The organism is Pseudomonas sp. PS01298, assembly GCF_029959745.1.
Classification (GTDB): Bacteria; Pseudomonadota; Gammaproteobacteria; order Pseudomonadales; family Pseudomonadaceae; genus Aquipseudomonas; species Aquipseudomonas aylmerensis.
Map to the genome: position 1 here is coordinate 61,947 of NZ_JASCPP010000011.1, position 26,407 is coordinate 88,353.

A 26,407-nucleotide genomic window follows, 5' to 3' on the forward strand; every position below is an offset into this window, starting at 1 on the left:
GTCGAGGGTCTGACCCTCCCTGCCGATTTAGGAGCAGTCCGATGTTCTCCACCAGCCTCACTGTCCACAATAACCCTCAGTAATCATTGCCCGCTGTCGTAGCGGCTACCACTCGTGGAACCCGTCTCAGCCATCGGATTGCCGTGGTGCCTTGTTTCGGTTCGACGCATCCGTCAATGTCTCAGGTAAGTCATCGTGAAAGTCACATTGCGTTTCGATTCGCAGGTCGCTTGTCCGCATGCTGTTCCTCTCAACTCACTTCGCTCCCTCATTCGCGGCTTCTACTGCCCCGAGTTTGCGGTCACATCACGCGGTTGGCCGACTCTCGGCCTGCTGACCCTTACCGGGGTTTCGGCGCTGCTGGGCGTGTCTGATGCCCGTGCAGGCAACGGTGTACACATCAATGCGAATGACAGCGGCGAATGCGTCAGTCTCAATGACCCCCAGAATATTTATATTGCAGGCACCGGGGCCGACAGAGCCTATTTGAACGAAAACTTGAATTTCAAGGATGGTCAGTCGGGGCAGTGCGACTCGAACGCCAAGGGTGGTCAAACCGAGAGCGTGATGTTCTATCGGCCGTCAGAAACGCCGGGTGTTGGTGCAACCTCGCTTTCCTTGGGCGGGGAGCTGTATATCAACAGTGGGCGGCTGATGTTGGGAGGTGTCAACGGCAGCATCGCGATTGGCCATTCCGGCATCGAAGTTGGCGCCCCGGTTGTCACTGATAACGGCTTTGCCTTCGGCCGCGGTGCCCAGAGTACGGCCGCCTGGACCATGGCCTTAGGTCTTACCGCCAGGGCCCGGAACCCCTATGCGCTGTCGTTCGGCAATACCGCTACGGCCTCCAATACGTTCAGTACTGCATTCGGTTCGGCATCCACTGCTTCAGGTGAGTATGCCACTACACTCGGCGCGAGCGCGCAGGCGGGCGGTGCGAGTTCGTTCGCCGGCGGGCGATTCGCAGTATCACGAGGGGACAACTCGGTAGCGATCGGCAGGAGCGCGAGCGCATCCAACTTGGAAAGCCTGGCACTTGGTTACAGCGCCCAGGCCCCCCAGAGGGCGAGTGTCGCGCTCGGCAGCTTCTCGGCCACTGACGATCTGCGCGAAGTTGCGGCCGTGACCCTCAATGGACGCGTCTACTCCTTCGATCGCAACAGCGCGGTCGCCACGGTCAGCGGCGGCAGTGCGGCGCGATTGCGCCAATGGATTTTTGTAGCTCCAGGGGCGGTGAACGCCACGAGTACAGATGCCATTAATGGTACCCAGTTGTTCTCGGGATATGAGGCGATCCGCCGTCTCGGCACACGTGAGACCACGGCCGCTGAGTCGGTGGCTCAGGCCTTGGGGGGCGGCCCGTTGGCCCAGGGCAACCGGATAGTGTCGGCACCGCTTGCGCTGACCAGCCTCGCCCAGGGAACACCGCCACCCACCACGCTGCTGGGGTCGCTGGCGGCCTTGGATAAGGCGCACAAAGTCACTGATGGGCGCATGGGGGAAGTGTTCGATTCCGTCATGGATATCTCGGAAAAAGCCCAAGTGTTGAGGGCGACCAAGAGGTTCTACTGGAACCCACAGACCGGTGCGTATGACGCCGACAGGGACGCCGGCGTGCCCACCTCGATTATCAATATGGCTGCCGGCGTAGCGGCAACCGACGCCGTCAACAAAGGTCAGTTGGACGCTGTTGAAAGCAGCGCGATGCGCGCGCAACAAGCGGCTGACACCGCCTATGCTGCCGTGGACAAGGCTCGTCAGGTGTCGTTGGCGGTAAAGGATGCCGCCGACTCATCGTTGGCGCGGGCCAACAATGCATCCCAGGAGGCAACTGGCGCACTCGCCGCCGCCAATCTGGCCCAGGTCAGCGCCGGTGCGGCGGCAAGCGCCGCCAGCAAGGCCGGTACGACCGCCGCCAACGCGCAGGCGGTAGCTGAGCGTGCCGACGTTGCTGCCGCAAGCGCTCAGCATTCGGCCCAGACCGCCCAAGGCGCCGCCACGCAGGCACACGCCAGCGCTACGACGGCGCAGGCTCTGGCCAGCGCGGCGCAAACCCGTGTCAAGGAAGTGGGAGATGTCGTGGACAAGGCTGCAGCTGCCGCGACAGCTGCCCTGCGCTCGGCTGATGCCGTCTCGGATGCGGTCACTTCGGCGCAGGCCGCTGCAGCGGATGCACAAGACCGGACGGACCAGGCTGCCACTGCGGCTTCAAGTGCACAGGAGAGGGCCGATGGTGCACAGCGCGCTGCGGATGCGGCCTTGCTCGTGGGCAGGGAGGCCGACGTGGCCGCTGAAACCGCGCAAGCCACTGCCGACCAGACACTGAGCGCCGCGAACGCGGTACAGGATGCAGCGGCTGCCGCTCGTGAAATCGCCGATCGGGCCGCGGGGGTCGCGTCGACCGCCCAGGGTGCCGGTGAGGTTGCTAAGGACATGGCTGACAGAGCCCAGGACACGGCTGCTGGCGTACTCGGCGCGGTCGACTCGGCGCAGGTTTCAGCCAACGCCGCACTGAACGCGGCGATCGCCGCCCAGACAACGGCAGCCACCGCCCGGCAGACAGCTGACACGGCAGGTGTAGCGGCCGTCACGGCGCAAACCGATGCGCAGAATGCCCAAGGGACCGCAAAAAACGCTCACGACACCGCCGTTTCTGCTCAAGACCTGGCCGATGTCGCACAGCGTGGTGCAGACAGCGCGTTGGGCGCGCTGGAAAACGCAAAGGCCACCACCGACGGGGCACAAGGCACTGCCGACCTCGCGTTGTCTTCAGCCTTGCAGGCGCAGCGGTCTGCGGATGCCGCGCAAAACACTGCAGGCGCTGCGCAGGGCTCGGCTGCCAGTGCGAATATCACTGCCATGGCCGCACGCAACAGCGCCGATACCGCATTGGGCGTCGCGTCGACAGCACAAGAAGCAGCCAGCGCTGCCGACACTACCGCCAGCCGGGCGCTAGGCGTCGCCACCGTCGCGCAGGCTTCTGCCCAGGCGGCCCAAAGCAGTGCCGACACCGCTTCCGCCGCGGCGTCCGGCACACAGCATGCCGCGCTGGAGACTCAAGCCAACGCTGAAGCTGCGTTGGGTGCGGCATCCACCGCTCAAACGGCTGCGCAGACCGCGCAGAGCGCCGCCGACCATGCGTTGCTGAGCGCCTCGCAGGTCAATCAGAAGGCCCTGGCTGCCCAGAGCCGCGCCAACGCGTCTCTGGATGCGGCAAACACGGCACAGCGTATGGCCGACACGGCCCACACCACAGCACAGCAAGCGAACAGCGCCAGCATCGATGCGATGAGTGTCGCCGTCGTAGCTCAGTCAGACGCCGACCAGGCGCAAGGCGTCGCGACGCATGCAAGTCATCGTGCCGCTGCTGCACAAACGACAGCCGACACGGCGTTGGGCGTCGCTTCGGTCGCTCAGCGCACGGCCGATAATGCCCAGGCTACTGCCAACGCCGCTCGGTCCACCGCTGATGTGGCTGCGGTTCAGCTCGGCGGCCTGGACGGCGGGCAAACGGTGGTAGAGCGCCTGGACTCGGCGGTAAAAGCAGCTGCGGGCCTGAGTCGCGAGACCATCACTCGGCTGCTTGGAGGTGGCGCTACCGTGGACGCTGAAGGCCAGCCCACGGCACCTGGCTATAACATCCCCATGATCGCAGCCGCTGGCAGTGCTCAGCCTGCAACCAGCCACGACAATGCAGGTGAGGCGCTGCACGCGGTGGCGGGCAATCTCTCCACGCTCAACGATGCCGTGCGTACCCAGGCCACTGAGCTGGACGCGTTGGTGGATAACATCCAGGGCCTGCGCGATGACACCTTGCAGTGGAGTGGTATTGACGGGGTCTACAACGCAGGCCGCAGTTCAGCCAGCGAGCCGGCTCGCATCGCCCGGTTGGCTTCCGGTAGCGCACAGGCTGATGCGGTGAACAAGGGCCAGTTGGATGACGTTGATCGTACGGCGGTGGCAGCCCAGAGTGTTGCCCAGGCTGGGAAAACCATGGCTGACCAGGCGCAAAGCGTGGCCGTCGGTGCGACTGGCGTCGCTGCCATTGCACAGAGCCGCGCGGAGGCGGCCAAGGGCAGTGCCGAGGCCGCACAATCCGCCGCTGCAACTGCCCATGATGGCGCCGTCGCAGCACACGCCAGTGCGACTCTTGCCGGCCAGGTCGCGGACCAGTCAGCCGCCAGGCTGCAAGGTATCGCCCAAGGCGAAACGGTTCTCGGGCACATCCAGAGCGCCGCTAAAGTACATGACGAGTTCCTGGCTACTGCCATGGGCGGCGCCGCGAATGTGAACGCCGACGGTTCGACGAGTCCTTCCACCTACGCAGTGACGCAGTCTGGCGAGAACGGTGCCGAGGCTCAGTCGATCAAGGTCGACTCCATTGGGCAGGCATTCGGTCTACTCGATGACCGTATGGTGGCTACCGACAACCAATCGAATGCCGTCAGTGCGCAAGCTGAAACACTGCGCAAGCAAATGGACAGCGGTGAGGTGGGGCATGCCCGCCAGGATCCGGTCAGTCGTGACATACAGTTGGCCGGCATTGCTGATGGGACCCACGTCGACATCAGTGGCAGCCAAGGCTCGCGCATGGTTGGTGGCGTTGAGGACGGCGAGGTCAGTTCCACCAGCCTTGATGCCGTCAACGGGCGCCAACTGGAGGCAGTGAATCAGCAGACCAAGCAATTGGGCCAGCAGTCTTCCGGCATTGCCGTGGATGCGAGCGAAGCCGGCGACAATGTATCCACGCGTCCGGATAGCCAATCGGTTGCGCTCGGGGCACAGACTCAAGCCGAAGGCGAGCGCAGTGTCGCCACCGGTGCTGGCGCCACTGCTCAGGTGAAACACAGTACTGCGCTGGGTTCGCAATCAGGCGCCAACGCGACAAATAGCGTGGCGCTGGGGGCGGGTTCCCAAGCCACACGTGCTAGTAGCGTGGCAGTCGGTGCGTATGGCGCCGAGCGTCAGATCAGTCATGCAGCCGAGGCTGCGCAAGGCACGGACGCTGTCAATTTCCGCCAGGCAACGCGGCTTTCGAACCAAGCTACCAATCGGTCGCTAACTGAGGCAAACGCCTATACCGACCGTAGCGTCAGCAGCCTGCGGCAGGACGTGTACGCCGGTATTGCGGCGGTGATGGCCACCGCCGGGTTACCGGTCGCGTCCTCGCCGGGCAAGTCGATGGTGGCAATGGCAACGGCTGTGTACGAGGGTGAACCCGCTTTGGCCATCGGATTGACGGCGCGCTCCAGGGGTGGGAAGTGGACCTATCGTGCGACAGGTGCGGGCACCGCGCAGGGAGATTTCGGACTTACGTTGGGGCTTGGTTATCATTGGTAGTGCACTAGCTGCCGATAGGGCACAGCGGTAGCTTCCGGCCCGTAGTAGCTACCCGTCACGACGGGTGCTATCGACCCTGAGCGGCCCTTCGCGAAAGGCAGCAATCGGCCAGAAGCAGACACTCAAAAAGCGCTCTGAACGATCAGGCTCTCATGTCATGAAATCATTCAGCTGTCGTACCATAGGCACATCGACAGAACGGAGGTTGATATGGGAGATGGTCAGGGCAAACGAGTCGTTGTCATTGGTGCAGGCATCGTGGGCGCGTCATTGGCGTATCACTTGGCAGGTAAAGGCGCGAATGTCACCGTGGTCGAGGCTGAAGGTATAGCTTCGGGAGTGACTGGCAGTTCATTCGCTTGGATTAATACCTCGCACCCCGACCCTGACCCAATCGCGCAACTGCGCGGTTCTGCAATCAAGGAGTATCGCCGACTCGAAACGCAGCTGCCTGGCCTGAAGATAAGATGGACAGGTGCCTTGTCTTACAGCATGACGCCGAGTGGAGCGCTGCCGATCCCCGGTAACGATGCTTCGGCAAAATTGGTGTCTCGATCCCAGATTCTCGACCTTGAACCAAATCTCAAGACCCCTCCTCAGTCGGCTTTATATGCGATTGAAGAGGGGGCGCTGGAGGCAGTGACAGTTACACATGCGTTAATCGCAGGTGCCGAGGCATATGGGGCGAATGTTCTCACTCAGACGCGAGTGCTTGGGTTTGTAACCCAGAATGGAAAGGTGACCGGAGTCGAAACAACAAAAGGCATCATCGATGCCGACATCGTCGTATTGGCAGCCGGGACAGGCATCACGAAGCTGACAGAGATGCTCGAGGTGTCCCTGCCAATAGAGGCCTCGCCTGCCATTTTCATCCGTTACAAGTCACAACCCAACCTCGTGCGCACCCTAATCTCCAGCCCTGAAATGGAAGTGCGGCAAAGTTCAGATGGTGCGTTGCTGGCGGCAGAAGATTACCTGGACGACACCATGGACAATCAGCCGGCAGCGATAGCGCTTCGAACTGCCAAGGCAATCCAGAACCAGCTCCATGGTGTTGTTTCCATAGAACCGGAATGGGCTTGTGTCGGACTCAGGCCCATGCCTGTCGATGGCATCCCCGTGATCGGTTATCTACCAAAAGTGGGCGGCGTCTATGTGTGTGCAATGCACCCTGGAATTACTTTGGCGGCGGTAGTGGGACGCCTTGTCAGCGAGGAAATCATCGATGACAAGGCGTCCAGTGCCCTTTGCCCATGCCGCCCCGATCGATTCTTCCAAGCGTAGGAGATCCTTTTGTGAGACAGCAATCGGCCAAAAGCAGTCATTGATCATCTACAAGATCAGGCCTGTTCTGCGCTTGAATGCGCAGCAACGTGTACCGGCCCACCTCGCTGGAGTTGTTGAATCTAATGGCTCTTCGCCAAAGTTTGCAGCAGAAGGGTACCGAAGATACGACATTGAATATTGCGGTGCAGTCAGCTGATTTCTGAAGCTGGCAGGTGTGTCGTTGAGGACGAAATGTGCTGTTGATTTCTCACTGCATGTTAGAATTCGTGCGAATTTGGGGGCGAAGCGATCTATGGATAAGCACCAACTAGACAAGCTCATTGAAGAAACCTTTCAGTCGCTTACACCGACACTTCAGCGCGCAGCGCGCTTCATTCTTGACCATCCCAACGAAGTTGCCTTGCAGTCGATGCGCACGGTGGCGGGTATGGCCAAGTTGCAGCCTGCGTCGATGCTGCGGCTGGCCCGGCAGTTAGGTTTCGGTGGTTATGAAGAGCTGCGCGATTGTTTTCGGCGCTGGCTGACCGAGCGCGATTCGATGTTCACTCAGCGCGCTGACGCTCTGCGCAAACGCTCGAAGGGCGATCAGAATACCGGGCTGATCAGTGAGATGTTAAGTGCCGAGCAGGCCAACCTGGAAGACACGTTCAGCCCTGAACGTTACGAGCAGATTCTTGCGGCACATGCGTTGCTGACCAACGCCAGGCACATCTACGTTGTTGGCTTGCGCAGTCTTTTCCCCGCAGCGTATTACTTCAGTTATGTCTGTGGCATGTTTCTCAATAACACCACCTTGCTCAGCGGCATTGGCGGAGCGTTCGCCGATGAGTTACGGCGCATTGGCCCGGAAGACGCCTTGGTGGTGTTCAGCTACCACCCCTATGCTCAGGATGCGTTGCGTGCAGTACAGTTTTCCCGCGAGCACGGGGCCAAAATCGTTGCGGTCACCGATAGCCCGGTATCGCCGGTAGCGTCACCTTCCGATGTGTTGATCGTGGTTCGCAACGCCACGCCATCGCTTTTCCCTTCGGTGGTTCCAGCGCTGGCGGTGTCCCAGACGCTCGCGGCCTTGCTGGTCGCCAACGGCAGTGAAGACAGCCTCCAGAAAATCGCCAACAGCGAAGCACAACTCAAGCAATTCAGCGTTTACGTCGAATAAACCTGTCAAGCACCTCCCTCTAGAGGTGCTTGACCTGGCTTCAGGGCTGCAGGCGATTGTATTTTTTCAGGATCGCCTTCAATTCGCCGTGGGGCAGGGCGTATGACGTGTAACCATTGATACCGGTCATATCGCGAGCCGCTACCAGGGCATTGGTGATGGCTTCTTCTGTCGCCTGTACGGTGGCATTAAACACCGGGTCAATTTTGTCGTTCGGGAACTGGGTGACCGTGACCGGATTTTCTTCTTCGACATCGTTGATGGCGTCACCTGTCGAGAACGACACGATGATGTCACCCGAGCCATTCCCTGCAAACGAACCCATACGTGCCAGCCCCATCGAGGCGCGTTTGGCGATGCGGTTCAACTGGGTACTCAGCAGCGGTGCGTCAGTGGCGACTACGATGATGATCGAGCCCTGATCCTTACTTGGCGCACCCCCATCGCCGCTTTTTTGGCAATGCGGTGTCTTGTCGGTTTCTGCGACACCCGGCTGGAAACAGCCCAGCCATTTTTCAGCCAGCTCCTGGCCGACCGGCGCACCCGCTACGCGCAAGGTGTCGCGCTGCCCGGTGTTGCATTGCACCAGCACACCCACGGTGTACGACTTGCCATCGACCTCAACCACACGCGATGACGTACCGATGCCGCCCTTGAAGCCGAAGCACACCATGCCAGTGCCGCCGCCTACGTTGCCTTCCTGCACCGCGCCGCCCTTGGCCACTTCGATTGCCTTGATCGCATGCGCCTGCTTGACGTGCAAGCCTTCAATGTCATTGAGGCGACCGTCCCAGGTTTCCGCCACCACCGGCCAGATCGCGTTGCCGAACGTCCTGGCCGACCATTCGGTAATCCCCGCATATACCGGACCGATGGCATTGGTGTTGGAAATGCCGATCGGGCCGTACACCAGGCCGAAATCCTGTAGATACGATTGCCCGGTCATTTCGCCGTTGCCGTTCAGGTTGAAGAACCCGCCGTTCACCGCTTGCACCGACGCCTTGCCACGGGGGATGACCATGGTCACCCCGGTGTGTATCGGGCCTTTCCCTGGTACCAGTTTGCCCTCGCCACTGTTGAGGGTGACCTGGCCGACTTCCACGCCGGCGACGTCGGTAATGGCGTTGAGTTTCCCCGGCGTCCCTTCAAAGGGAATGCCCAGGTCCCGGGCACGTGGTGGTTCAGCAGCCAGCGCGGCCTGACTGATCAGGGCGGCACCGCAGGCCAGGAGCACAGAGTTCAGATAACGGTGATTCATAGCTATGCCTCTTGTGGTTGTCATTGAATGGCGAGCGTTTCATCCAGCGCCACGGCGAGTGTGTCGACCGCGAAAGCCAGTTGTTCCGGAGTGCTGATATAGGGCGGGGCGAGCAACACGTGATCCCCCGTGACGCCATCGACCGTACCGCCGCCGGGGTAGCACAGCAGGCCGTGTGTCTGGGCGGCCTGTTTGATTTTTGCGTGCAGGCGCAAGCCCGGCGCGAACGGCCGGTTACCATCGCGGTCCTGCACCAGTTCGATGGCCCAGAACAGGCCACGGCCGCGAATATCACCCACATGGGAGTGCTTGCCGAAGCGCTCGTCGAGCAGCCCGCCAAGCAGTTCGCCGCTGCTGCGCACGGTGGCGCAGAGGTTCTGTTCGATGATTTCCTGTTGCACCGCCAGGGCCGCGGCGCAGGCGATTGGATGGCCGACGTAGGTGTGACCATGCTGGAAGCTGCCACTGCCGCGACTGATGGTTTGCACCACTCGGTCGCTGGCCATTACGGCGCCAATCGGTTGAAAACCTCCGCCGAGGCCCTTGGCCAGAATCAGCAGGTCAGGCACTACGCCTTCCTGTTCGAAGGCGTGATAGCTGCCGGTTCGGCCGATGCCGCACATTACTTCATCGAGAATCAACAACACGCCATAGCGGTCACAGACTTCACGCATCCGCGCCAAATAACCCGGCACTGGCGCTACCGCGCCGGAGGTCGCACCCACCACCGTCTCGGCGACAAACGCCGCCACGGAATCGGGACCCAGATCAAGAAAGGTATGTTCCAGTTCCAGGCCCAGGCGCTCGATATAGTCAGCGTCGCTTTCATCGGCCAGGCGATAGCGAAAGGCGAAGCAGGGTGAGACCTGGGTGGTCTTCATCAGCAACGGTTCATACAACGTCCGCCGTGGCAGATTGCCGCCGATGGCAAGCGCACCGAGGGTGTTGCCGTGATAGCTCTGGCGGCGGGACACGAAGTGACAACGCTGAGGCTGGCCGTTCTCAACGTGGTACTGGCGCGCCATTTTCAGTGCGGTTTCCATGGCTTCCGAGCCGCCGGACAGAAAGTACACGTTGCCCAGCGTTGAGGGACTTTTTCCGGCCAGCAGGCTGGCGAGTTGTTCCGCCGGCTCGCTGCTGAAAAAACTGGTGTGGGCATAGTCCAGCGTTTCCATCTGACGCTTCATCGCCGCGATGACCTTCGGATGCTTGTGGCCCAGGCACGACACAGCCGCACCGCCGGAGCCATCGAAGTAGTGCTGGCCGGTGGCATCAATCAAGTAGCAGCCCTCGCCACGCACGGCGAGGGGCAACGTCAGGGCAGGATTTCGGTGAAAAATATGAGTCATACGGACACTTCCTTGGCGTCACCCGTCATGGGGATTTAACGCGACTAGTCTCGGTTGTTTGATTTTTTAGATTGATGAAACAAATGGTTTATTTTCAGGCGTGGCAAAGGGTTCAGGGCTGCGCAGCGACGTCCCAAGGAACGCCTTAAGTCGTTCGCTGGCAGGCGAGCGGAACAGCTTCGCGGGCGCGCCTTGCTCCTCGATCCGGCCCTGGTGCAGGAAGATCACCTGGCTGGAGACCTCGCGGGCGAAGCTCATTTCATGGGTGACCATGATCATGGTGCGGCCCTCGCTGGCCAGGTTCTGGATGACCGTCAGCACTTCGCCGACCAGTTCGGGGTCAAGGGCGGACGTCGGTTCGTCGAGCAGGATCATTTCCGGTTCTACGGCCAGCGCCCTGGCAATCGCGACCCGTTGCTGCTGACCTCCGGAGAGCTGCGACGGGTAGCTATGGGCGAACCGCGCCGGGGCCATTTGCACCTTGTTCAAATAGTGCAGGGCCTTTTCCGTGGCTTCGGCCCGGCTCAGTTTCTGCACGCGCATGGGCGCGGCGATGACGTTTTCCAGCACGCTCAGGTGCGCCCACAAATTGAAACTCTGAAAAACCATCGATAGCTGTGTGCGTAGGCGTTGCAGCTGGCGCGCATCCCTGGCCTGCAGGCTGCCGTCACGCGTACGCTTCATGGCGATGGGCGTGCCATCCCAGATGATCTCGCCGGACTGCGGTTGCTCCAGTAGGTTCAGGCAGCGCAGGAAGGTGCTTTTGCCTGAGCCGCTGGAGCCGATCAAGGTGATCACGTCACCGGCATTGGCGGTTAGCGAAACACCCTTTAGCACCTCGTGCTGACCGTAGCGTTTGTGCAGGTCGTTGACCTGGAGTTTGGACATGTCGTTCACCTTTGCAGCCATGCCTGGCTGTCTTGTCATGGATGGGTTGACCGAGGGCGCAGGTACGCCAGCCATTTGTTTTCTGCGAGGCGAAACAGCAGGAAAACCAGGCCAGTGAACACGGCGTAGAGCACCAGTGCGGCGATGTAGGCTTCGTAAGGCGAGGCGTAGCGCATGCTGATCGAGCGGCCGACACCCGCGAGGTCGAGCAAGGTGATGCTGGACGCCAGCGCGGTGCAGTGCAGGGTCAGCACTACTTCGTTGCTGTACGCCGGAATTGCCCGGCGCATCGCGCCCGGCAGGATGATGTGGCGCATCTGCGTCCACCGGCTCATGCCCATGGCACGGGCGGCTTCGATCTCGCCGTGAAAGGTTTTCTGAATGCAGCCCGCCAGGATTTCAATGGTGTAGGCCGCGGTGTTCAAACCAATCGCCAGCCACGCGCAGATGTAAGCCTCGCGCAGGTACGTCCAGGCCCAACTGGAGCGGATCCAGCCGATCTCGGCGAGGCCGAAATAGATGATGTAGATCTGCACCAGCAGCGGTGTCCCGCGAAACAGGTAGGTGAACAACCAGACCGGCGTTCGCAACAGCGGGTTGCTCGACACGCGCAACAACGACAGGGGAATCGCCATCACCAGGCCGAGCCCCAGGGATGTGATGAACAACTCGACCGTCAGCAGCAGGCCTGTGGTACGGGTACCGTCTCCCCACAGGAACAGCGCCAGGTTATCGAACACGACATGCCAGTTCATAGGGTGATCTCCTTGCTGCCAGCGGCATAGTGCGCAGCGATAAACCTGAGGGCGACGACCGAGACCGTGCTCAGAAGCAGATAAATGAGCGCCGCGACGATCAGCAATTCCAGGCCGTGGCCGGTGGCTTTACCGGCCGAGCGTGAAAGGAAAATAAGCTCATTGAGGCTGACCATCGACGTGATGGCAGTCGCCTTGAGCATCACCAGCCAGTTGTTGCTGATGCCGGGCAGGGCGAAGCGCATCATTTGCGGTACGACGATATGCATCTGGACTTGCAACCTGTTGAAGCCAAATGCCTGTGCCGATTCCGCCTGGCCCTTGTCGACCGCCAGGAAGGCACCACGAAAGGTCTCGGCGAGGTATGCCGAATAGATCACCCCAAGAATGATGACGCTGGCAGCGAAGGCATCGATATCGATCGCCTGAAAACCCATGCGCTGACCCAGCAGGTTCAGTGCGGTCTGCCCGCCGTAGTAGAGAAACAACAACCAGACAAAGTCCGGTGCACTGCGCATCACCGACGTGAAGGCGGTGGCGGGCCAGGCCAGCCAGCGGTGTTTTGAGAGCTTGGCGTTGGCGACCAGCAGACCCAGCACCAACGCTACGGCAAAAGAAAACACGCCGACTTTGATCGTGACCAGGGCGCCCGCAAGGATGCTGTCCGCATATCCATAAAGCATGTTCGTATTCTCACTGTTCAAAGAGGGGCGCAGGCGTGCAAATCAACGGCAGCTCGCGTGCGTACTCGTGGGGCGCAAGGTCGCTGTCCAGATAGCGTGCGAACTTGTGACCCTGATACACCGCCGCAGCGATCGTGCCCGGCGCCAGGCTGTCGCCAATCAGGCTGACCGTACTGATGCCCGCTTCGCTCAGCGCAGCCCCCTGGCCGAGCAACGCTTCATGCAGTTCATCCCTTGGCAGGCGGGCGGTGACGTTAATCAGCGACTGACAGGCCAGCACCTGTGTGCGACCGCTGATCTCGCAACGCAGATGCACGCGACCAGACTCAAAGCGGGTGATGTTGTGATGCCGGACCAGATCAACCTCCAGCGTCATCAGGCGCTTTAGGATGTGGGTCGATTCGAGGGTGTTGCCAGCCCAACTGGCGATCTGCAGGGCAGGGGTGACCAGGGTCACTTTCAGGCCCAGTTCGACGCAGCGTTCTGCCAGGACATTGCCCATGTAGTAATGGTCGTCATCGAAAATGACCACCTGACCCTCCGGAAGATGCCCTGCCATCAGGTCATCCGGCGTGTACACGCCGGGAGAATCAAAACCGGGGATGGCCCAGCCATTTGCCCTGCCGATGCCATCGCGACGCCAGTAGGCACCGGTGGCAATCGCAACGTGGCCCGCGCCAAATTCGAGGATATCGCTGGCGCTCATCGGGCTCATGCGGTAGATGCTGACATTGGTCATGGGTAATAACTGGCCCATACGCCATTCGCGAACCCGCCCCCATTCGCGCAGACCGGGCAGGCAGGATTCGCGCAAAACCCGTCCACCCAACTCTGCGCCGGCTTCGGCCAGGTGCACCTCATAGCCGCGCTTGGCAGCGGCCAATGCGGCCTCCAGCCCTGCCGGTCCGGCGCCGACGACCAATAATGTCTTGTCGGACCCGCGGACCGGAATTTTTTCCGGGTGCCAGCCGCGCCGCCACTCCTCCCCCATTGTTGGATTTTGAGTGCAGCGCAGGTTGGAGCTGGAATAGTCACTGGACACACAGATGTTGCAGCCGATGCATTCGCGAATGTCATCGGTGCGGCCCTCGTTGATCTTGTTCGGAAGGAACGGGTCGGCAATCGAAGGTCGGGCCGCGCCGATGAAATCCATCACGCCGCGGCGAATCTGGCTGACCATGGTGTCTGGCGAGGTGAAACGGCCTACGCCCACCACCGGTTTGCTGGTCAGGGATTTGACGAACGCGGTGTGTTCTTCCTGATAACCCTCCTGTTTGAACCGCGAGGTCACGCTGTCGTTGGCCCAGCTGCTGACGTTGACGTCCCACAGATCGGGTAGTTCAGCGAGCATGGCGATGATGTCGCGGCCTTCTTCGGCGCTGACGATGCCATCCGGCCCCAACAACTCTTCGACGCCAAGGCGCACGGCGACGGCGCAACGGTCACCCACAGCGTCCTTGGTGTCCTCGATCAGTTCGCGAAGGAGCCGCACGCGGTTTTCCAGGCTGCCGCCGTACTCGTCGCAGCGATCATTCCTGCGCCGCTGCAAAAAGTGCATCGGCAAGCCGATGTCATGGGAGGCGTACACGTAGACAATGTCGAACTCGGCGCGTTTGGCGCGTAGTGCAGCCTGGCGATGCCACTGGCGCAGTTCGCGAATGTCACTTTTGCTCATGGCGCGGGTCTGCACCGGCGCGTTGAAAGTGATGGGGCGGTGCGAAGGGCCAATGGGTATCTCGCGGCTGTCGTAGTTCGCGCATGAAGGGCCGTGGTGCATGATTTCGATGCCGGCCAGCGCGCCGTATGCGTGGACGGCTTCGGTCATCAGCGCCAGGGCCGGTATGTCGAGGTCGCTCCAGAGGCGACCCTCGTGAAAAGGTGAGCAATCGCTGCTCGGATGGATTTCGACTTCTTCGGTACAGATCACGCCCCAACCGCCTTCGGCTTTGATCCGACGCAGTTGCGCGAGCCCGCGCGGTTGCGTCCAACCCATGCCGTTGCAGTGCGGCACTTGGAAAAAGCGATTCTTCGCCGTGACCGGACCTATCTTCACAGGCTCGAAAAGGATGTTGAAACGTGGATCGCGAGACACGGCAAAACCCTCCGGCTGATCACGCAGCCGCGTTGTTCTTATTGTTCGGACTAACGGGTTAAAGGTGCAGAAGCAGCCGATCAACGCTCGATCGCTCCTGCACAGACAGGCGCCGGTAGCGCCTGCCGACGATCAAAGGATCGGGATGTCGAAGTACTTTTTGCGCAGTGTTTCGTAAGTGCCGTTGGCGATGATTTCCTTGAGCGCCTTGTCCATAGCCAGGCGCAGATCGTCGTCTTCCTTGCGCAGGCCGATGCCCTGGCCGTCACCGAAGTACCGCGGGTCGTTGAGCTGTTGCCCGACCAGCGCAAACCCTTGGCCATTCGGTTTCTTCAGGAACCCTTCGACGCCCGGAATGGTGTCTTGCAACGTGGCGTCCAGCCGGCCGTTTTTCAGGTCCATAAAGGCTTCTTCCAGCGACGGGTAGCTGACGATCTCGGCCCCGCCCTTGGCGAGTACTTCATTGGCGAATTTTTCGTGGGTGGTTTCGCGCTGCACGCCGATGCGTATGCCTTTGAGTGTCGCGGGTTGCGCCGCGTCAAAATGCGCCCCGGCCTTGGCGATCAGTTGCACCCAGGAGGTGTAGTACTTGTCGGTGAAACCGATTTTTTGTTTGCGTTCCGGCGTGATCGTCATCGAGGCGACAATCGCGTCGTACTTGTTGGCCAGCAGCGCCGGGATCATCCCGTCCCAATCCTGAATCGCCCACGTACAGCGGGCCTTCATTTGCTCACAAAGAGCGTTGGCGATGTCGACGTCGAAGCCCCTCGGTTTGCCGTCCGGTCCGATTTCATTGAACGGACTGTAGGCGCCCTCCGTCGCCAGGCGAATGTCCTGCCAATCCCTGGCCTGGGCGGTCAGTGCCGCGAGACTCAACACAACAGCCAATACACCGTGCAGCTTCTTCATGTCTACGTTCCTCGGAGAGTGATGGTGGTCAGTCGTTCAGGGTTTCAGCCAGTGCCGCGTCGAGTAATTCAATGGCTTCGTCACACAGGTTTTTGTTGATCATCAAGGGCGGCATCAAGCGCACGGTGCTGACACCGCAGGTCAATAGCAGCAAGCCCTTGCGGTAGGCGGTATGCAGCAAACGGTCGGCGAAAGCCTTGGCCGGCTTGCGGGTGGTGCGGTCGGTAATCAGCTCGATACCGATCATCAGGCCCTTGCCACGCACCTGGCCGATCAGGTCCGGGTAGCGTTGTTGCAATTCGCCGAGACGGCCCATCAAGTACTCGCCCATCTGCGCGGCGTTCTCCATGAAACCGTTTTCGACCAGCTCCAGCGTCGCCGACGCCGCAGCACAGCACAGTGGGTTGCCGCCGTAGGTGTTGCCGTGGGCGCCGCGCTTCCACTGTTGCATGATGGTTTTTTTCGCCGTGACCAGGCCGATCGGCAGCCCCGAGCCGAGGCCTTTGGCGAGGGTGATGATGTCTGGCTTCAGGCCCCAATGCTCGCAGGCGAACATCTTGCCGGTGCGCCCTGCACCCGATTGCACTTCATCGGCAATCAGCAGGATGCCGTGGCGATCACATAACGCGCGCAAGCCTTCAAGAAACCCGTCCGGCGGTACCAGGTATCCGCCTTCACCCTGAATCGGTTCCAGCAGAATCGCTGCCACTTCATTGGCCGGAACGTTGCTCTGGAACAACACGTTTTCCAGGTAGTTGAGCACGGCCGCACCCTGATCCTCACCCGCCAGCAGCGGTCGGTAGTTGTTCGGATAAGGAATGTGCGTGACGCCCGGCATGCTCGGAAAGAACCCCGCCTGTTGCGTGTACTTGCTTGCCGTGAACGCCAGTGAACCCATGGTGCGGCCGTGGAACCCGCCGATGAAACCGATGAACCGCGAACGCCCGGTGACGTAGCGGGCCAGCTTGATCGCGCCCTCAACGGCCTCGGTGCCGGAGTTGCAGAAGAACGTCATGGCCGGCTCACCGAAAGGCGACAGGCGATTGAGGGTCTCTGCCAGGTGCACCTGTTCTTCGTGCCAGTAATCGGAGGAAATGTGCAGGAATTTGTCCGCTGCATCCTTCACGGCCTGGACCACTTTCGGGTGGCTGTGGCCGGTGGAGCACACTGCGATGCCGCTGGCGAAATCGATAAAGCGATTACCGTCCACATCCCAGACCTCGGCGCCTTTGCCATGGCTCATCACGAATGGGTAATCGCGCGGATAGGACGGTGAGACGACGGCGCTGTCCCGCTCGATCATAGCGAGGGAGTTGGGGCCGGGAAGTGCGGTGAGCAGATGCTTGTTGTGGTTGTTATGCACGTGCGTTGTCCTCTGTAAATACTATGGAGCGGGGGGTTACTCGACACGAGTCTGGGATTGTTCTCGCAGGTACTGTGGCAAGTAGTAAAACGATGCAATGGCTTTCCCGGTGTTGCCCGATCCCTTCCAGCCACCAAATGGCTGATAGCCAGGCCAGGCACCGGTCGTGGCCCCTTGCGGACGATTGGCGTAAGTGACGCCAGCCTCGATAGTGTCGAAGAACAGGTCGGTTTCCTTTTCGTTGCCGTAGAAGCCTGCGGTCAGTCCGTACTGGCTTGCGTTGGCCAGTTGAAGGGCGGTATCAAGGTTTTTAACGCGGGCGAGCATCACAATCGGCAGGAACATTTCGACGGTCCACAGCGGGTGATCAAGCGGTGCTTCTGCCAGCGTTGGTGCGCAATAGAAACCGGCGACGTACGACTCACTCTTGAGCTGTTCGCCGCCGGTGATCAAGCGTGCGCCGTGCTCTTGCAGTTGCGTGCTGTAGGCGGCGAAATCGTCATAGGCCTTGCGAGTGGAAACCGGGCCCATCCAGTTCCCGGGCACAGCCGGGTCGCCGATCTGGATGGCGTGGATTTTCTCCGTGAGCAGCGCGATCAATGAGTCCGCGACCTGTTCTTCGACGTAGATGCGTGACAATGCCGAGCACTTTTGCCCTTGCATGCCGAAGGCTGAACGAAGGATGCCCAACGCTGCCCGTTCGAGATCGCCGTGGCGACTGACGATGACCGCATTCTTGCCGCCCATTTCAGCAATGCAGGGCCGTGGATGGGCTTTGTCGAGTTGAGCCCGCGTAATCCGCATGCCCACCTCATAGGAGCCGGTGAAGGTGATACCGGCCGTGCGCGAATGCTCGACCAAGGCTTGCCCGGCGAGGCTGCCGCTGCCGTTGAGGTAGTTGAAAACACCGTCGGGAATGCCGGCGTCGCGAATGCATTCAGCCAGCAGGATGCCGGACCACGGCGTTTCACTGGCGCCCTTGAGCACCACGGTATTGCCCGTCACCAGCGCGGCACTGGTGGGGCCGCCGGCGAGGGCAAACGGGAAGTTGTAAGGCGCAATCACGGCCCATACACCGTAGGGTTTGAGCACGCTGCGATTGGTGCTGGTGAAGTCGTCCAGCGGGTCGTTGGGCAGGGTGTGATCGAAGCCGTTATTTTGCTCCATCAAGTCGCAGTAATGGTCGAAGAACACTGCGGTTTCCTGCACTTCACCCAAGGCTTCCATACGGTTCTTGCCGGTCTCAAGGCTGACAGCAGCGGCGATCCGGTAAACCCGGTCTTCGATCAGTCGCGCTACCTTGCGCAACAGTTCGATCCGGGTTTTCCAGGGTGTGGCACGCCAGGCCGGAAAGGCGTTATGGGCCGCTTTCATGGCGGTGTCGACGTCCTCTTCCCGTGCCATGTGGAATCGCCCCAACAACCAGTATTGGTCGATCGGACTGCGTTTTTCGATCTTCTGCGGGCTGAACACCTGCTTGCCGTCGATGAACAGCCCGTAATCGCGTCCGAGGTCGTGTTTGAGCGCAGCCAGCGCCCGCTCGAATTGATCGTGCAACTCAGAGGGCGGGTTGAACATCGTGGAATAGGTCAGCTTGAAATCGCTCATTATTATTTTCCTCGAGTGCCTGCCGGCACGGCGACTTGGGGTGAAGGGTTGACCTAATAATTCATCTGAATCATTTTGTAGTCAATAGATACATGTGGATTATTTCTGCGATCAGTGCAATGCGCTCAGTCATTCAAAGGGCTGCAAGCTCGGGAGTGGACACATTGTGTGAGCTTTTTTTGTGCCATCGTTACGTGCACGGAAGCAGGCCTTCAATCACAGAGCAAAGAGCTTTTCAGGCGAATGAAGTAAGGCTGCTTTTTCTTCGGATTATCAGGATCCTTGACCCACTCATACCAACCCTCTGCTACAACAAGTGCCCGGCCATTTGGCCAGAGCTGCTTGAAGAACTTGCCGGTGGTCACTGTTTCAACCCTGGCGTTGATCGGATCAGGACGTTTGCCTTTGGCCCAGGAGGGCGCCCCCCAGTGGACGCGTTGAACTGGCAGGCTTCAATTCACTGGGAAGGTCGCAATGAGTTGTTGTTCATTGGCTTGCAACGAGGCGCACACTACAAGATTCAGGTGCACGAACTCCTCCCAACTGTAGAGTTGGGCGTAACGTTCGCCGTATTGCCGGTCCACACGGCAGATGGAGGGGCGTTCGTTGTAGATACTGCAACGTTTGTCCGTTGCTTCATAATGCCGGCACGTGCCATCGCCGCGGTCGAGAAATTGGGTTTCCGGTGCCATATTGACGTGCTGACAACACAGGCCACATTGGGTGCAGGGGAAGGCGTCCACGGTGAGCAATACCTTGTACCTGGAGAAACGCCCGCGCCAGTGCGCGGGCGTGGTGGAGTTTATGCTACCGGAGTGTCCAGGCTGGGTTTTTGTCCGCTCGCCACAGCAGCGACATCCTGGATGCGCTTCTTGGTCGACAGGACCAGGTTGCCATCCTTGTCGAGGATCGCGGTGTCGATCATCGCTTTGATTAATTGTGCAAATTTTACTGAGGCAAATACTGCTTCTTTGCTCTCTTTGGAGAAACTGCGGTAATCCACCCCTTCCTGTTCAATGACCTTTTTCAGCTCGCCTACGCTTCGGCGTAATTGCGAGCTGATTTTTGAAAAGGTGCTGTTTGCCAGTGACGTCACTTTCTCGATTGCGGTGAGCTTGCTGGCCATCAATTCGGCCTGGTCGCGCAAGGTGCGAGCCTGTTCCATATTGCCGCGAGCGGTGTTCAGCGCCTCTTCGCCCTTATTGCCCAGAACATGGCCGAAGATCGCCAACGCCGGACCCGCCACGATGCCGCCCAGCACCATCATGCCACCAGCCATACCATAGCCACCGGCTGCCAGTGAGCCGCCACCCAGCCAGGCCAGTGTTGCGTTTGTGGCGGCTACACCGCCCAGGGAGGAAATCGCAGTGCCAGTACTGGCAGTGGCCAAGAGCATGGTGCCGTTGTAGGCACCGAAAGCAAGCGCTGCACCACCGCCCATGCCTGCACCCAGTCCGAGTCCGGCATCCTTAAGGGCCTGGTAGTCCTGACGCAGCCCAGTAAAGGTCTTGCCGGTGAAGTCGCCAGCGTTGAGTTTGTCCAATTCGGGGCTTTGCGACAGCTCGACGTTTTTCAGCCGCTCAAAAGTGTCGATGAACTCTGCAACCACCCCATTGAACGCGCGCAGTTTGCGCTGACCATAATCTTCCAGGGTGGTATTGGTTTTCTGGCGTTGATCTTCCACTTTCTGGTTGGCGTCATTCACCAGTGTGCGGGCATCGTTGTTCAGGTCTTTGGCGCTGCTATGGTCCATGGCGCCGCTGACGCCTTTCGCGGCACCGTACAATCCGGCGGCGGCTGCAACTGCACCAATGATCAGTGGAATTGGCATGCTCTGTTTCCTTACTCGAGGATGATCGAAATGGTTTTGCTGACTTCCTGATTCAGCGTTTCAGCACGCTCGAGCAGGTCGTCAAAAATGAAGTCTTCCAAACGATGGTGCTGTTGAAATTCCTTGAGCAGCGCCCATTCAATGCTGGAAATATGCCCGTCGCGCAGTGACACCAGCAGCAACTCGAATAGAATCACTTTGGGGGCTGAGGGCAACTCGAATGACTTGCCTTTCAATATTTCCTTAAGCACGGTGGTCGCGGCTTGCACACGTGTTTCTGGATTGCCGGCCTTGGTTACGGGGTACGTTTTCAGTACGTCGATCAAGCGGCTTTTTACGCTGATCGAGTCGCCAAAGAACGCCATGAAATCCGTCAGGTCCGAGCGTTTGCCAACCGACTTTTCAAGGTCGGCGATCAATTCGCATTCTTGCTCGCCTTCCTGGATTGTCAGTGCATCCAGATTGGTACCGGAGGTAAGTGCTTCCGCACTCTTGCCGTCCCACAGTAGAGGTTTATCGGCAATTGACAGCAACCTGGCCAGGTCCAGTAAATGATGTTTGTCCGCGTCGGACAGCAGTTTGATCAACATCGGTGAGTCGTCCTTTTTGAAGCACGCAAGGTGATTAAAGAGTCAGGGGGCTGTCCGAGTCCATGAAGTCGTCGAACTCGGTGATCGATTGGAAATGCAGCTGTTGTCCGAGCAATCCGGCGTACAGATTGATAGCTGCCGCTACGTCGTTGACGTTGCTGCTGGCAATGCCAGTGGTGGAAAACAGCTGTTGGGTCGCCTTTTGCAGTTGCGGGATTTCGCTTTGAGTAAAAGCTTCCAGCCGAGCTTGTTCCTCTGCGATCTGCTCGCGGGCAGCGGCCTCGATGGCCTGTACGCGCGCCAGGTGCATGCGGGAGCGTTCCACACCTTGGGCGGCTTCCAAGGCGACGTGATAGAACATCGATGACAAGGTGTAGCCGATCATCCCGCCAATCGCGGCGCCGACGAAGGGGATCGGAATCGCCACCTGGCCGAGCGCAGCCATCATGCTGCTGGAGAGCATGCCTGCGCCTTTTTCGCCCACCTCGTGCAGTAACTGAGCTTCGCTGATTTCGTCATTGACGTAGCGCTTGATCGAGTCGCCTAGAGACAGGCAGATATCGACGACCATCGCTGGAGCATTGGTCTTCGACAGCGTGCGCATGGTCTGACTGCTGGATTGCTGCAGACCACCTTTGATAGCAGCACCAACAAAAGCCGTACCGTAGCCGAGAGCGGCGGCTTTGGTGGTATCTACGGCCAGGTCCTGCACGGCTTCACCCAGCTGTTTCTTGTCCAGGGCGACACTGAAGATGTTAGCCATGAGAGAAATGGAGCCGCCGATAACCGCGCCGACTTTCGCGCCCTCGACACCCGCACGGTGACTGGTGCGGCCGATATCCTTAAGGGTCTCGCCCTTTGGATTTTTCACGTAATCGACGGCCTGCTCGGTGCTGATACCCAGGTCGACGATATCTTCACGCTCCAGCTTGTCGAATTTGCTGGCGCGCTCACGGAATTTTTCGGCGAGCTCGGTCTTGCCTTCCCGCTCAGCTGTTTCAGCATGCTTGCGCAGGCCAGCGGCACGTCTGCGGCAGTAGATTCGAGCGTCGTCTACCTGCTCGCTGGGCAGTTCGAGTTTCTTTCCAAAATACTTGCTGTACTTGTGGTCCTCGTGGCTGACCTGATTGGCTACGCGGTTGCCATTGGCCTCCAGCTTGGTCTGTGCTTCGTAGATGATGTTGCCCTTGGCATCCACTCGTACGCGGTCGACCGCTTCGCGGTACTTGCCGTCGGTGTGGATACCGTAGCGGTTCAAGTCATCGCTGCGAATCGTGCGCTCACCGGACTTGTTGATGATGGCTTCAGCGTTGTCGCGGCTGGTGCTGGCCACTTCTGCGGCCCAACCTGCACGATGTTTGATGCCAGTGCCCTCGGTGCTGATGCCCTTGAGGCCTTTGCTCAGGGTTTTCCCAACTTCATTGTCGACGCCGGTGAACCCCTTGATGTACTCGGCATTGGCACTGCCAAAACGGCTGACCACCTCACTAGTGGCCAAGGCCGTGGCGGTCTGGGCGATATCCGTTTGAGTCAAGTCATGATGGGCATCTGGGTTGTAGGGTTTCATTTAGACTCCTGGCAGGCATAAGTCGGGGTGTAAAGCTCGACCATCTTGTTGAGTTTTTCAGTGATGGACTGGGTCCAGCAGGTCGGTTGGTGAAGATGAATACTTTCGCCGAGGCCGAAGACCCACCAGAAGGTCTCCTGGTCATCCGGTACGCGGGCCTGCAGCCGTTGCCAATCAGTTCCTGGCAGGGGTGTAAGAGTTTGTTCGGCGCTCAGCGGCGTCTCTTTCAGCAGCCAGGCAATTGTCGGGGCTACGTCGGCAATCATTGAGTGTTGCGCGACCGGGCCGGTGCTGTTAAAGCCGCCGCCGTGGAGGTAATGATCGATTTCGAAGCCAGGCTGATCTTGTGCCGCTACTTCCAGGCACGTCGCTTGTTGGATGCGATGCAAGGCAAATTGGCGCACGTCGCTGTAACCCACGACCGTGCCCAGGAGATAGCTCACCGAATGTCGTGAAACCATCCCGGCGGGATGGATGCGCAAACATTTGTCATTGCCCTTGCTGCGGCTCTGGTACACGATTTCAAGTTGTCGTGCTTCGAGCAGCGCTGTGGCGACCTGGGACCACACGGCATCGTTCACTGCTGCCGGTTGCAGTGCTTTACCATTGGGCAGGGCACGTACGCGCTTTGCCCAGTGCGCCAGGGTGTTGTGCTGCAAGCTCTGAAGTTGACGTTGTGCCAACTCGAAATGGGGGGCTAGCAATTTCAATACACAGGGTGGCAGTAGTTTGCCCAAGTGGCTTTCGGCCAGGGCGAACGCCAGTGCTGTTGGCGTATCGAGAGCTGGCAGATCGAATTGCGGCGTATCCTTGGGAAAACTCCAGCGATAAGGACGTTGGCTTTCGTCACAGAGCAAAGGAAAGTCCAGGCCTAGCCGCCCGGTCAGGTCACGTTGCAGGGTGCGCAGGTCGAGGTCGAATTGTTCGGCCTTGAGTTTTTGCAACAGCTGCGCTGTGGAGATACTGCGCGGTTCGCGTGGGATCAGGCGTAGCAGGGCCAAGTGCCTGAACAGCCGGTCTTTTGGATCTGACATAGGACGACAATGCTCGAATCAACCTTGATGGCTCGCAGGCGCTGGGCGACTTGCAAGCATTTCCATTGATGGCGTTTTAACACTAACCGCCTGTCTAGCCAAGGGCAGTCTGCCATCACTGTGTTTGCATCACGCGACGCCTGAGGGAGGGTTGCGATGCTTTTCGCGCTCAAGTTCTTTCTTCAATTCCTCAAACGCTTGGTTATTTTTCATCACGACCACACCGACAACTACGCCGATGGCAAAGCAGGCTAGAGCCTTCATAGATGACACCCCACGCTGGAAAATAGACGTTGAAGCCATCCTCTATAGGTGAAGCGACAGGCAGTGTCGTGTGCCTGTTCCGAGGGAGAAAATCTTTTGAATGGCGTCGGCTTGGCGTGTCGGCGTTAACGTTATGAACCCCCCCTGCAATCACGCTAAAAAAAGTATCGTTTCGCCGCTTGAAATTTTTCCCCCTGAACCTATTTAGGTCTTACGCGATGCCGAAGACGGGTCGCGGCTCAAATCACTTGGAGAAAACTCAGGAGATTTTGCAATGGCTACTACGCTTTCGTTGGCCCCACTGTTCCGCCACTCCGTTGGCTTTGATCGTTTCAACGACCTTTTTGAATCGGCGCTTCGCAGCGAGGCCGGTACGACCTATCCACCGCATAACGTCGAAAAGCACGGTGATGATCACTACCGGATTGTCATCGCGGCTGCCGGCCTGGTGGAGGACGACCTGGACATCCAGGTGGAAAAAGGTGTGTTGACCGTCGCCGGCGGCAAGCGCGAACACAATGAGGGCATCACTTACCTGCACCAGGGTATTGCCCAGCGGGCATTCCGCTTGTCGTTCCGCCTGGTCGACCACATCGAAGTGCAGGGCGCACAGCTCGCCAATGGCCTGCTGAGCATCGACCTGCTCAGGGTGGTGCCGGAGGAGGCCAAGCCGAAACGCATCGCGATTGGCGGTGCTGCCAAGGCCGATGTGAAATCCATCGGCGAGCAGTAAGGTGAAATGAATAAAGGCGCTCCTTGGAGCGCCTTTATTCTGCCTGGCGATTGACCGTCATTAGCGGCGAATCGGCCGACCTCAACGCATGCCGAATTTTTCCAGCGTCGGCGCCAGCCCCAGCAGATCCACGGTGCTTTTGCCGGCTTCCAGCCCCGCACGAATGCCCTCTTCCTTGTCCTCGCGATTGCGGCTCAGGCGAATCACTTCCTCGACCCGAGACTGCTCCACCACCACCAGGCCGTCGCGGTCGCCGACAATAATGTCGCCTGGGTTGATGTGCACGCCGCCGATCACGATAGGTACGTTGACCTTGCCCGGTTGGCACTTGTTGGTGCCCTTGATGCTCAGGCCGCGCGAGAAGGTCGGGAAGCCCATCTCGATGATGGCGTTGGCGTCACGCACGGCGCCGTTCATCACCAGGCCGACGATCCCGAGTTTCTGCGAGGCCAGGGTCAACAGATCGCCCCAGGGCCCGGCTTCCATGAAGCCCTTCGCGTCCACCACCAGCACGTCGCCGGGCTTGGCCTTGGTCAGGGCGTAGTGGATGGCCAGGTTGTCGTCGGGGCGGCAGTCCACCGTCAGGGCTGGGCCGGCCAGGCGCAGGCTCGGGTCGACCGGGCGCAGTCCGCTGTCCAGCGCGCCTGTCTGGCCCTGGGCTTCGTGGATGGTGGCGGTGCCCAATTGCTTGAGGGTGTCGAGTTGGTCTTGGGTGATAGGCATGATGCTTTCCGTTTTTATTGAAGGTCGGTTTTTCAGGCGGCAGGGGTGTGGCGGCCCAGCCAGGCGAGTGCCTGGTCGAGGCTGGGTTTTTCTTCGCTGATCGGCTCAACCGCCAGGCCCTGGCTGCTGTGGCTGAAGCGCTGGCGCACGCCACCGAGCACGCTGCTGGCGATGCCCAGCGAGGCGAGCTGGCGCTCGGCGTCTTCGACTTCGTGCAGGCGCCGCGTGGCATGCACCACATGGGTCGACACGAGCATTTCGAGGAAGGCGGGCAGGGGCGCCTGGTCGATATCGGCCAGCACTTCGTACAGCGCCCCCCGCAATTGCTGGCGCTCGGCGGCCAGCAGCACTTCCACGGCCAGCGCCTCCATGCCTTTGGTGAACACGCTGCGCAGGATCTTCAGGGTGATCGCATCCCCCGGCTGGCTGGCCGGCAGGGCGCGTGCGCGGGCACCGGCCGCGTTCAACAATTCGACCAGCGCATCGGCCTTGGCGCCCGCACACAGCAGCGGGGTCTGTTCGCGCAGGTAGGCAATGGCGCCCATGATCGCCACGTCGACGTAATCGATCTGTTGCTGTGCGGCTTGCTCTGCAGCGATCCGTTTGCGTTCGGGCGCGGCGGTGGTGAGGTCGGCGAACAGGGCGCCGGGCTTGAGGTGCGCCAGGCATTCGCGGGTGACCTCCAGCGACTGGGTGCCCACCACGCAGGACAGCACGCAGTCCGAGTCAGCCAGCCACGCGCCGATGGATGAGTGGATCGGCACGCCGATGTTATCCGCCAGTGTCTGCGCTGCCGGGGCAATGCGTTGCTCACACAGCAGCAATTGCGCCGTGGTGGTATTGGCCAGGGCCTGGGCATAGCAACGGCCCACTTCGCCGAGCCCTACGATTGTTATTTTCATGTCGCCTCCGGATTCAGGTGGCAATACAATTAAAATACAATTTGGCCGATTGCAAACGATTTTTGTACAAAG

General features: G+C 59.9%; 21 protein-coding genes and 1 pseudogene. 4 read left to right on the forward strand and 18 right to left on the reverse strand.

Features of this window, described 5'->3' with window-relative positions; translation table 11 throughout:
* Positions 1-195 precede the first annotated feature (195 nt).
* The 3 genes from QMX97_RS07225 to QMX97_RS07235 all read left to right on the forward strand — a co-directional run bounded on the left by QMX97_RS07225 (position 196) and on the right by QMX97_RS07235 (position 7,786).
* Positions 196-5,340 carry a YadA-like family protein gene (locus QMX97_RS07225; protein ID WP_282396607.1) on the forward strand — a complete coding sequence of 1,715 codons (5,145 nt, stop codon included), beginning with the start codon at positions 196-198 and terminating at the stop codon, positions 5,338-5,340.
* Between the two features lie 210 nt (positions 5,341-5,550).
* Entirely contained in the window at positions 5,551-6,624 is a 1,074-nt protein-coding gene (locus QMX97_RS07230; RefSeq protein WP_282396608.1) for an FAD-binding oxidoreductase, read from the forward strand.
* A 223-nt stretch (positions 6,625-6,847) separates the two neighbouring features.
* A complete protein-coding gene (locus QMX97_RS07235; RefSeq protein WP_282396609.1) occupies positions 6,848-7,786 on the forward strand; it encodes a MurR/RpiR family transcriptional regulator in 939 nt (312 codons plus the stop codon).
* A 40-nt stretch (positions 7,787-7,826) separates the two neighbouring features.
* Here the strand turns inward: QMX97_RS07235 and QMX97_RS07240 are convergent, their stop codons facing one another.
* The 16 genes and pseudogenes from QMX97_RS07240 to QMX97_RS07315 form a co-directional block, all read right to left on the reverse strand.
* Complete coding sequence (locus QMX97_RS07240; protein ID WP_282396610.1) at positions 7,827-9,044, reverse strand: P1 family peptidase; 1,218 nt, start codon at positions 9,042-9,044, stop codon at positions 7,827-7,829.
* A 20-nt stretch (positions 9,045-9,064) separates the two neighbouring features.
* The gene (locus QMX97_RS07245; protein ID WP_282396611.1) at positions 9,065-10,393 is read right to left on the reverse strand and encodes an aspartate aminotransferase family protein; all 1,329 of its coding nucleotides are present in this window, start codon (positions 10,391-10,393) and stop codon (positions 9,065-9,067) included.
* 66 nt (positions 10,394-10,459) lie between these two features.
* Positions 10,460-11,281: an ATP-binding cassette domain-containing protein gene (locus QMX97_RS07250; RefSeq protein ID WP_282396612.1), complete on the reverse strand. Its 822-nt coding sequence runs from the start codon at positions 11,279-11,281 to the stop codon at positions 10,460-10,462.
* A 35-nt stretch (positions 11,282-11,316) separates the two neighbouring features.
* Positions 11,317-12,036 (reverse strand): ABC transporter permease subunit, encoded by a 720-nt coding sequence (locus QMX97_RS07255; protein WP_282396613.1) that lies wholly within the window; start codon positions 12,034-12,036, stop codon positions 11,317-11,319.
* Positions 12,033-12,740, reverse strand: coding sequence for an ABC transporter permease subunit (locus QMX97_RS07260; protein WP_282396614.1), 708 nt, complete (start codon positions 12,738-12,740; stop codon positions 12,033-12,035). The genes QMX97_RS07255 and QMX97_RS07260 overlap by 4 nt, the downstream gene beginning before the upstream one ends.
* Entirely contained in the window at positions 12,730-14,811 is a 2,082-nt protein-coding gene (locus QMX97_RS07265; RefSeq protein ID WP_282396615.1) for an FAD-dependent oxidoreductase, read from the reverse strand. Before QMX97_RS07265 ends, QMX97_RS07260 begins: the two co-directional genes overlap by 11 nt.
* A gap of 132 nt (positions 14,812-14,943) precedes the next feature.
* Entirely contained in the window at positions 14,944-15,720 is a 777-nt protein-coding gene (locus QMX97_RS07270; RefSeq protein ID WP_282396616.1) for an ABC transporter substrate-binding protein, read from the reverse strand.
* Positions 15,721-15,748: 28 nt separating this feature from the next.
* Positions 15,749-17,083: an acetyl ornithine aminotransferase family protein gene (locus tag QMX97_RS07275; protein ID WP_282396617.1), complete on the reverse strand. Its 1,335-nt coding sequence runs from the start codon at positions 17,081-17,083 to the stop codon at positions 15,749-15,751.
* A 36-nt stretch (positions 17,084-17,119) separates the two neighbouring features.
* The gene (locus QMX97_RS07280; protein WP_282396618.1) at positions 17,120-18,691 is read right to left on the reverse strand and encodes an aldehyde dehydrogenase family protein; all 1,572 of its coding nucleotides are present in this window, start codon (positions 18,689-18,691) and stop codon (positions 17,120-17,122) included.
* A 230-nt stretch (positions 18,692-18,921) separates the two neighbouring features.
* Positions 18,922-19,140: pseudogene (locus tag QMX97_RS07285) on the reverse strand (SOS response-associated peptidase family protein); the annotation flags it as partial.
* Positions 19,141-19,143: 3 nt separating this feature from the next.
* On the reverse strand, positions 19,144-19,434 hold the full coding sequence (locus QMX97_RS07290; RefSeq protein ID WP_282396619.1) for a YkgJ family cysteine cluster protein: 291 nt from the start codon (positions 19,432-19,434) through the stop codon (positions 19,144-19,146).
* 59 nt (positions 19,435-19,493) lie between these two features.
* Positions 19,494-20,522, reverse strand: coding sequence for a hypothetical protein (locus tag QMX97_RS07295; protein WP_282396620.1), 1,029 nt, complete (start codon positions 20,520-20,522; stop codon positions 19,494-19,496).
* Positions 20,523-20,533: 11 nt separating this feature from the next.
* Entirely contained in the window at positions 20,534-21,112 is a 579-nt protein-coding gene (locus QMX97_RS07300) for a hypothetical protein (RefSeq protein ID WP_282396621.1), read from the reverse strand.
* Positions 21,113-21,146: 34 nt separating this feature from the next.
* Positions 21,147-22,679 carry a hypothetical protein gene (locus QMX97_RS07305; protein ID WP_282396622.1) on the reverse strand — a complete coding sequence of 511 codons (1,533 nt, stop codon included), beginning with the start codon at positions 22,677-22,679 and terminating at the stop codon, positions 21,147-21,149.
* A complete protein-coding gene (locus QMX97_RS07310) occupies positions 22,676-23,713 on the reverse strand; it encodes a WYL domain-containing protein (protein ID WP_282396623.1) in 1,038 nt (345 codons plus the stop codon). Before QMX97_RS07310 ends, QMX97_RS07305 begins: the two co-directional genes overlap by 4 nt.
* 129 nt (positions 23,714-23,842) lie before the next feature.
* Complete coding sequence (locus tag QMX97_RS07315) at positions 23,843-23,977, reverse strand: hypothetical protein (RefSeq protein WP_256595071.1); 135 nt, start codon at positions 23,975-23,977, stop codon at positions 23,843-23,845.
* A 274-nt stretch (positions 23,978-24,251) separates the two neighbouring features.
* Between QMX97_RS07315 and QMX97_RS07320 the strand changes: the two genes are divergently transcribed.
* The gene (locus QMX97_RS07320; protein ID WP_065904350.1) at positions 24,252-24,710 is read left to right on the forward strand and encodes an Hsp20 family protein; all 459 of its coding nucleotides are present in this window, start codon (positions 24,252-24,254) and stop codon (positions 24,708-24,710) included.
* Between the two features lie 81 nt (positions 24,711-24,791).
* Here the strand turns inward: QMX97_RS07320 and QMX97_RS07325 are convergent, their stop codons facing one another.
* Positions 24,792-25,496, reverse strand: coding sequence for a 4-carboxy-4-hydroxy-2-oxoadipate aldolase/oxaloacetate decarboxylase (locus QMX97_RS07325; RefSeq protein ID WP_348775365.1), 705 nt, complete (start codon positions 25,494-25,496; stop codon positions 24,792-24,794).
* Positions 25,466-26,335, reverse strand: a complete 870-nt coding sequence (locus QMX97_RS07330) for an NAD(P)-dependent oxidoreductase (protein ID WP_282396624.1) — start codon at positions 26,333-26,335, stop codon at positions 25,466-25,468. Before QMX97_RS07330 ends, QMX97_RS07325 begins: the two co-directional genes overlap by 31 nt.
* Positions 26,336-26,407 lie beyond the last annotated feature (72 nt).

What these genes read in the sequence shown, in the direction of transcription:
- QMX97_RS07230 (WP_282396608.1), top strand. Translation starts at nt 5,551, where the DNA reads ATGGGAGATGGTCAGGGCAAACGAGTCGTTGTCATTGGTGCAGGCATC.
- QMX97_RS07240 (WP_282396610.1), bottom strand. Translation starts at nt 9,044, where the DNA reads ATGAATCACCGTTATCTGAACTCTGTGCTCCTGGCCTGCGGTGCCGCC.
- QMX97_RS07245 (WP_282396611.1), bottom strand. Translation starts at nt 10,393, where the DNA reads ATGACTCATATTTTTCACCGAAATCCTGCCCTGACGTTGCCCCTCGCC.
- QMX97_RS07250 (WP_282396612.1), bottom strand. Translation starts at nt 11,281, where the DNA reads ATGTCCAAACTCCAGGTCAACGACCTGCACAAACGCTACGGTCAGCAC.
- QMX97_RS07255 (WP_282396613.1), bottom strand. Translation starts at nt 12,036, where the DNA reads ATGAACTGGCATGTCGTGTTCGATAACCTGGCGCTGTTCCTGTGGGGA.
- QMX97_RS07270 (WP_282396616.1), bottom strand. Translation starts at nt 15,720, where the DNA reads ATGAAGAAGCTGCACGGTGTATTGGCTGTTGTGTTGAGTCTCGCGGCA.
- QMX97_RS07280 (WP_282396618.1), bottom strand. Translation starts at nt 18,691, where the DNA reads ATGAGCGATTTCAAGCTGACCTATTCCACGATGTTCAACCCGCCCTCT.
- QMX97_RS07295 (WP_282396620.1), bottom strand. Translation starts at nt 20,522, where the DNA reads ATGCCAATTCCACTGATCATTGGTGCAGTTGCAGCCGCCGCCGGATTG.
- QMX97_RS07300 (WP_282396621.1), bottom strand. Translation starts at nt 21,112, where the DNA reads ATGTTGATCAAACTGCTGTCCGACGCGGACAAACATCATTTACTGGAC.
- QMX97_RS07305 (WP_282396622.1), bottom strand. Translation starts at nt 22,679, where the DNA reads ATGAAACCCTACAACCCAGATGCCCATCATGACTTGACTCAAACGGAT.
- QMX97_RS07310 (WP_282396623.1), bottom strand. Translation starts at nt 23,713, where the DNA reads ATGTCAGATCCAAAAGACCGGCTGTTCAGGCACTTGGCCCTGCTACGC.
- QMX97_RS07315 (WP_256595071.1), bottom strand. Translation starts at nt 23,977, where the DNA reads ATGAAGGCTCTAGCCTGCTTTGCCATCGGCGTAGTTGTCGGTGTGGTC.
- QMX97_RS07320 (WP_065904350.1), top strand. Translation starts at nt 24,252, where the DNA reads ATGGCTACTACGCTTTCGTTGGCCCCACTGTTCCGCCACTCCGTTGGC.
- QMX97_RS07330 (WP_282396624.1), bottom strand. Translation starts at nt 26,335, where the DNA reads ATGAAAATAACAATCGTAGGGCTCGGCGAAGTGGGCCGTTGCTATGCC.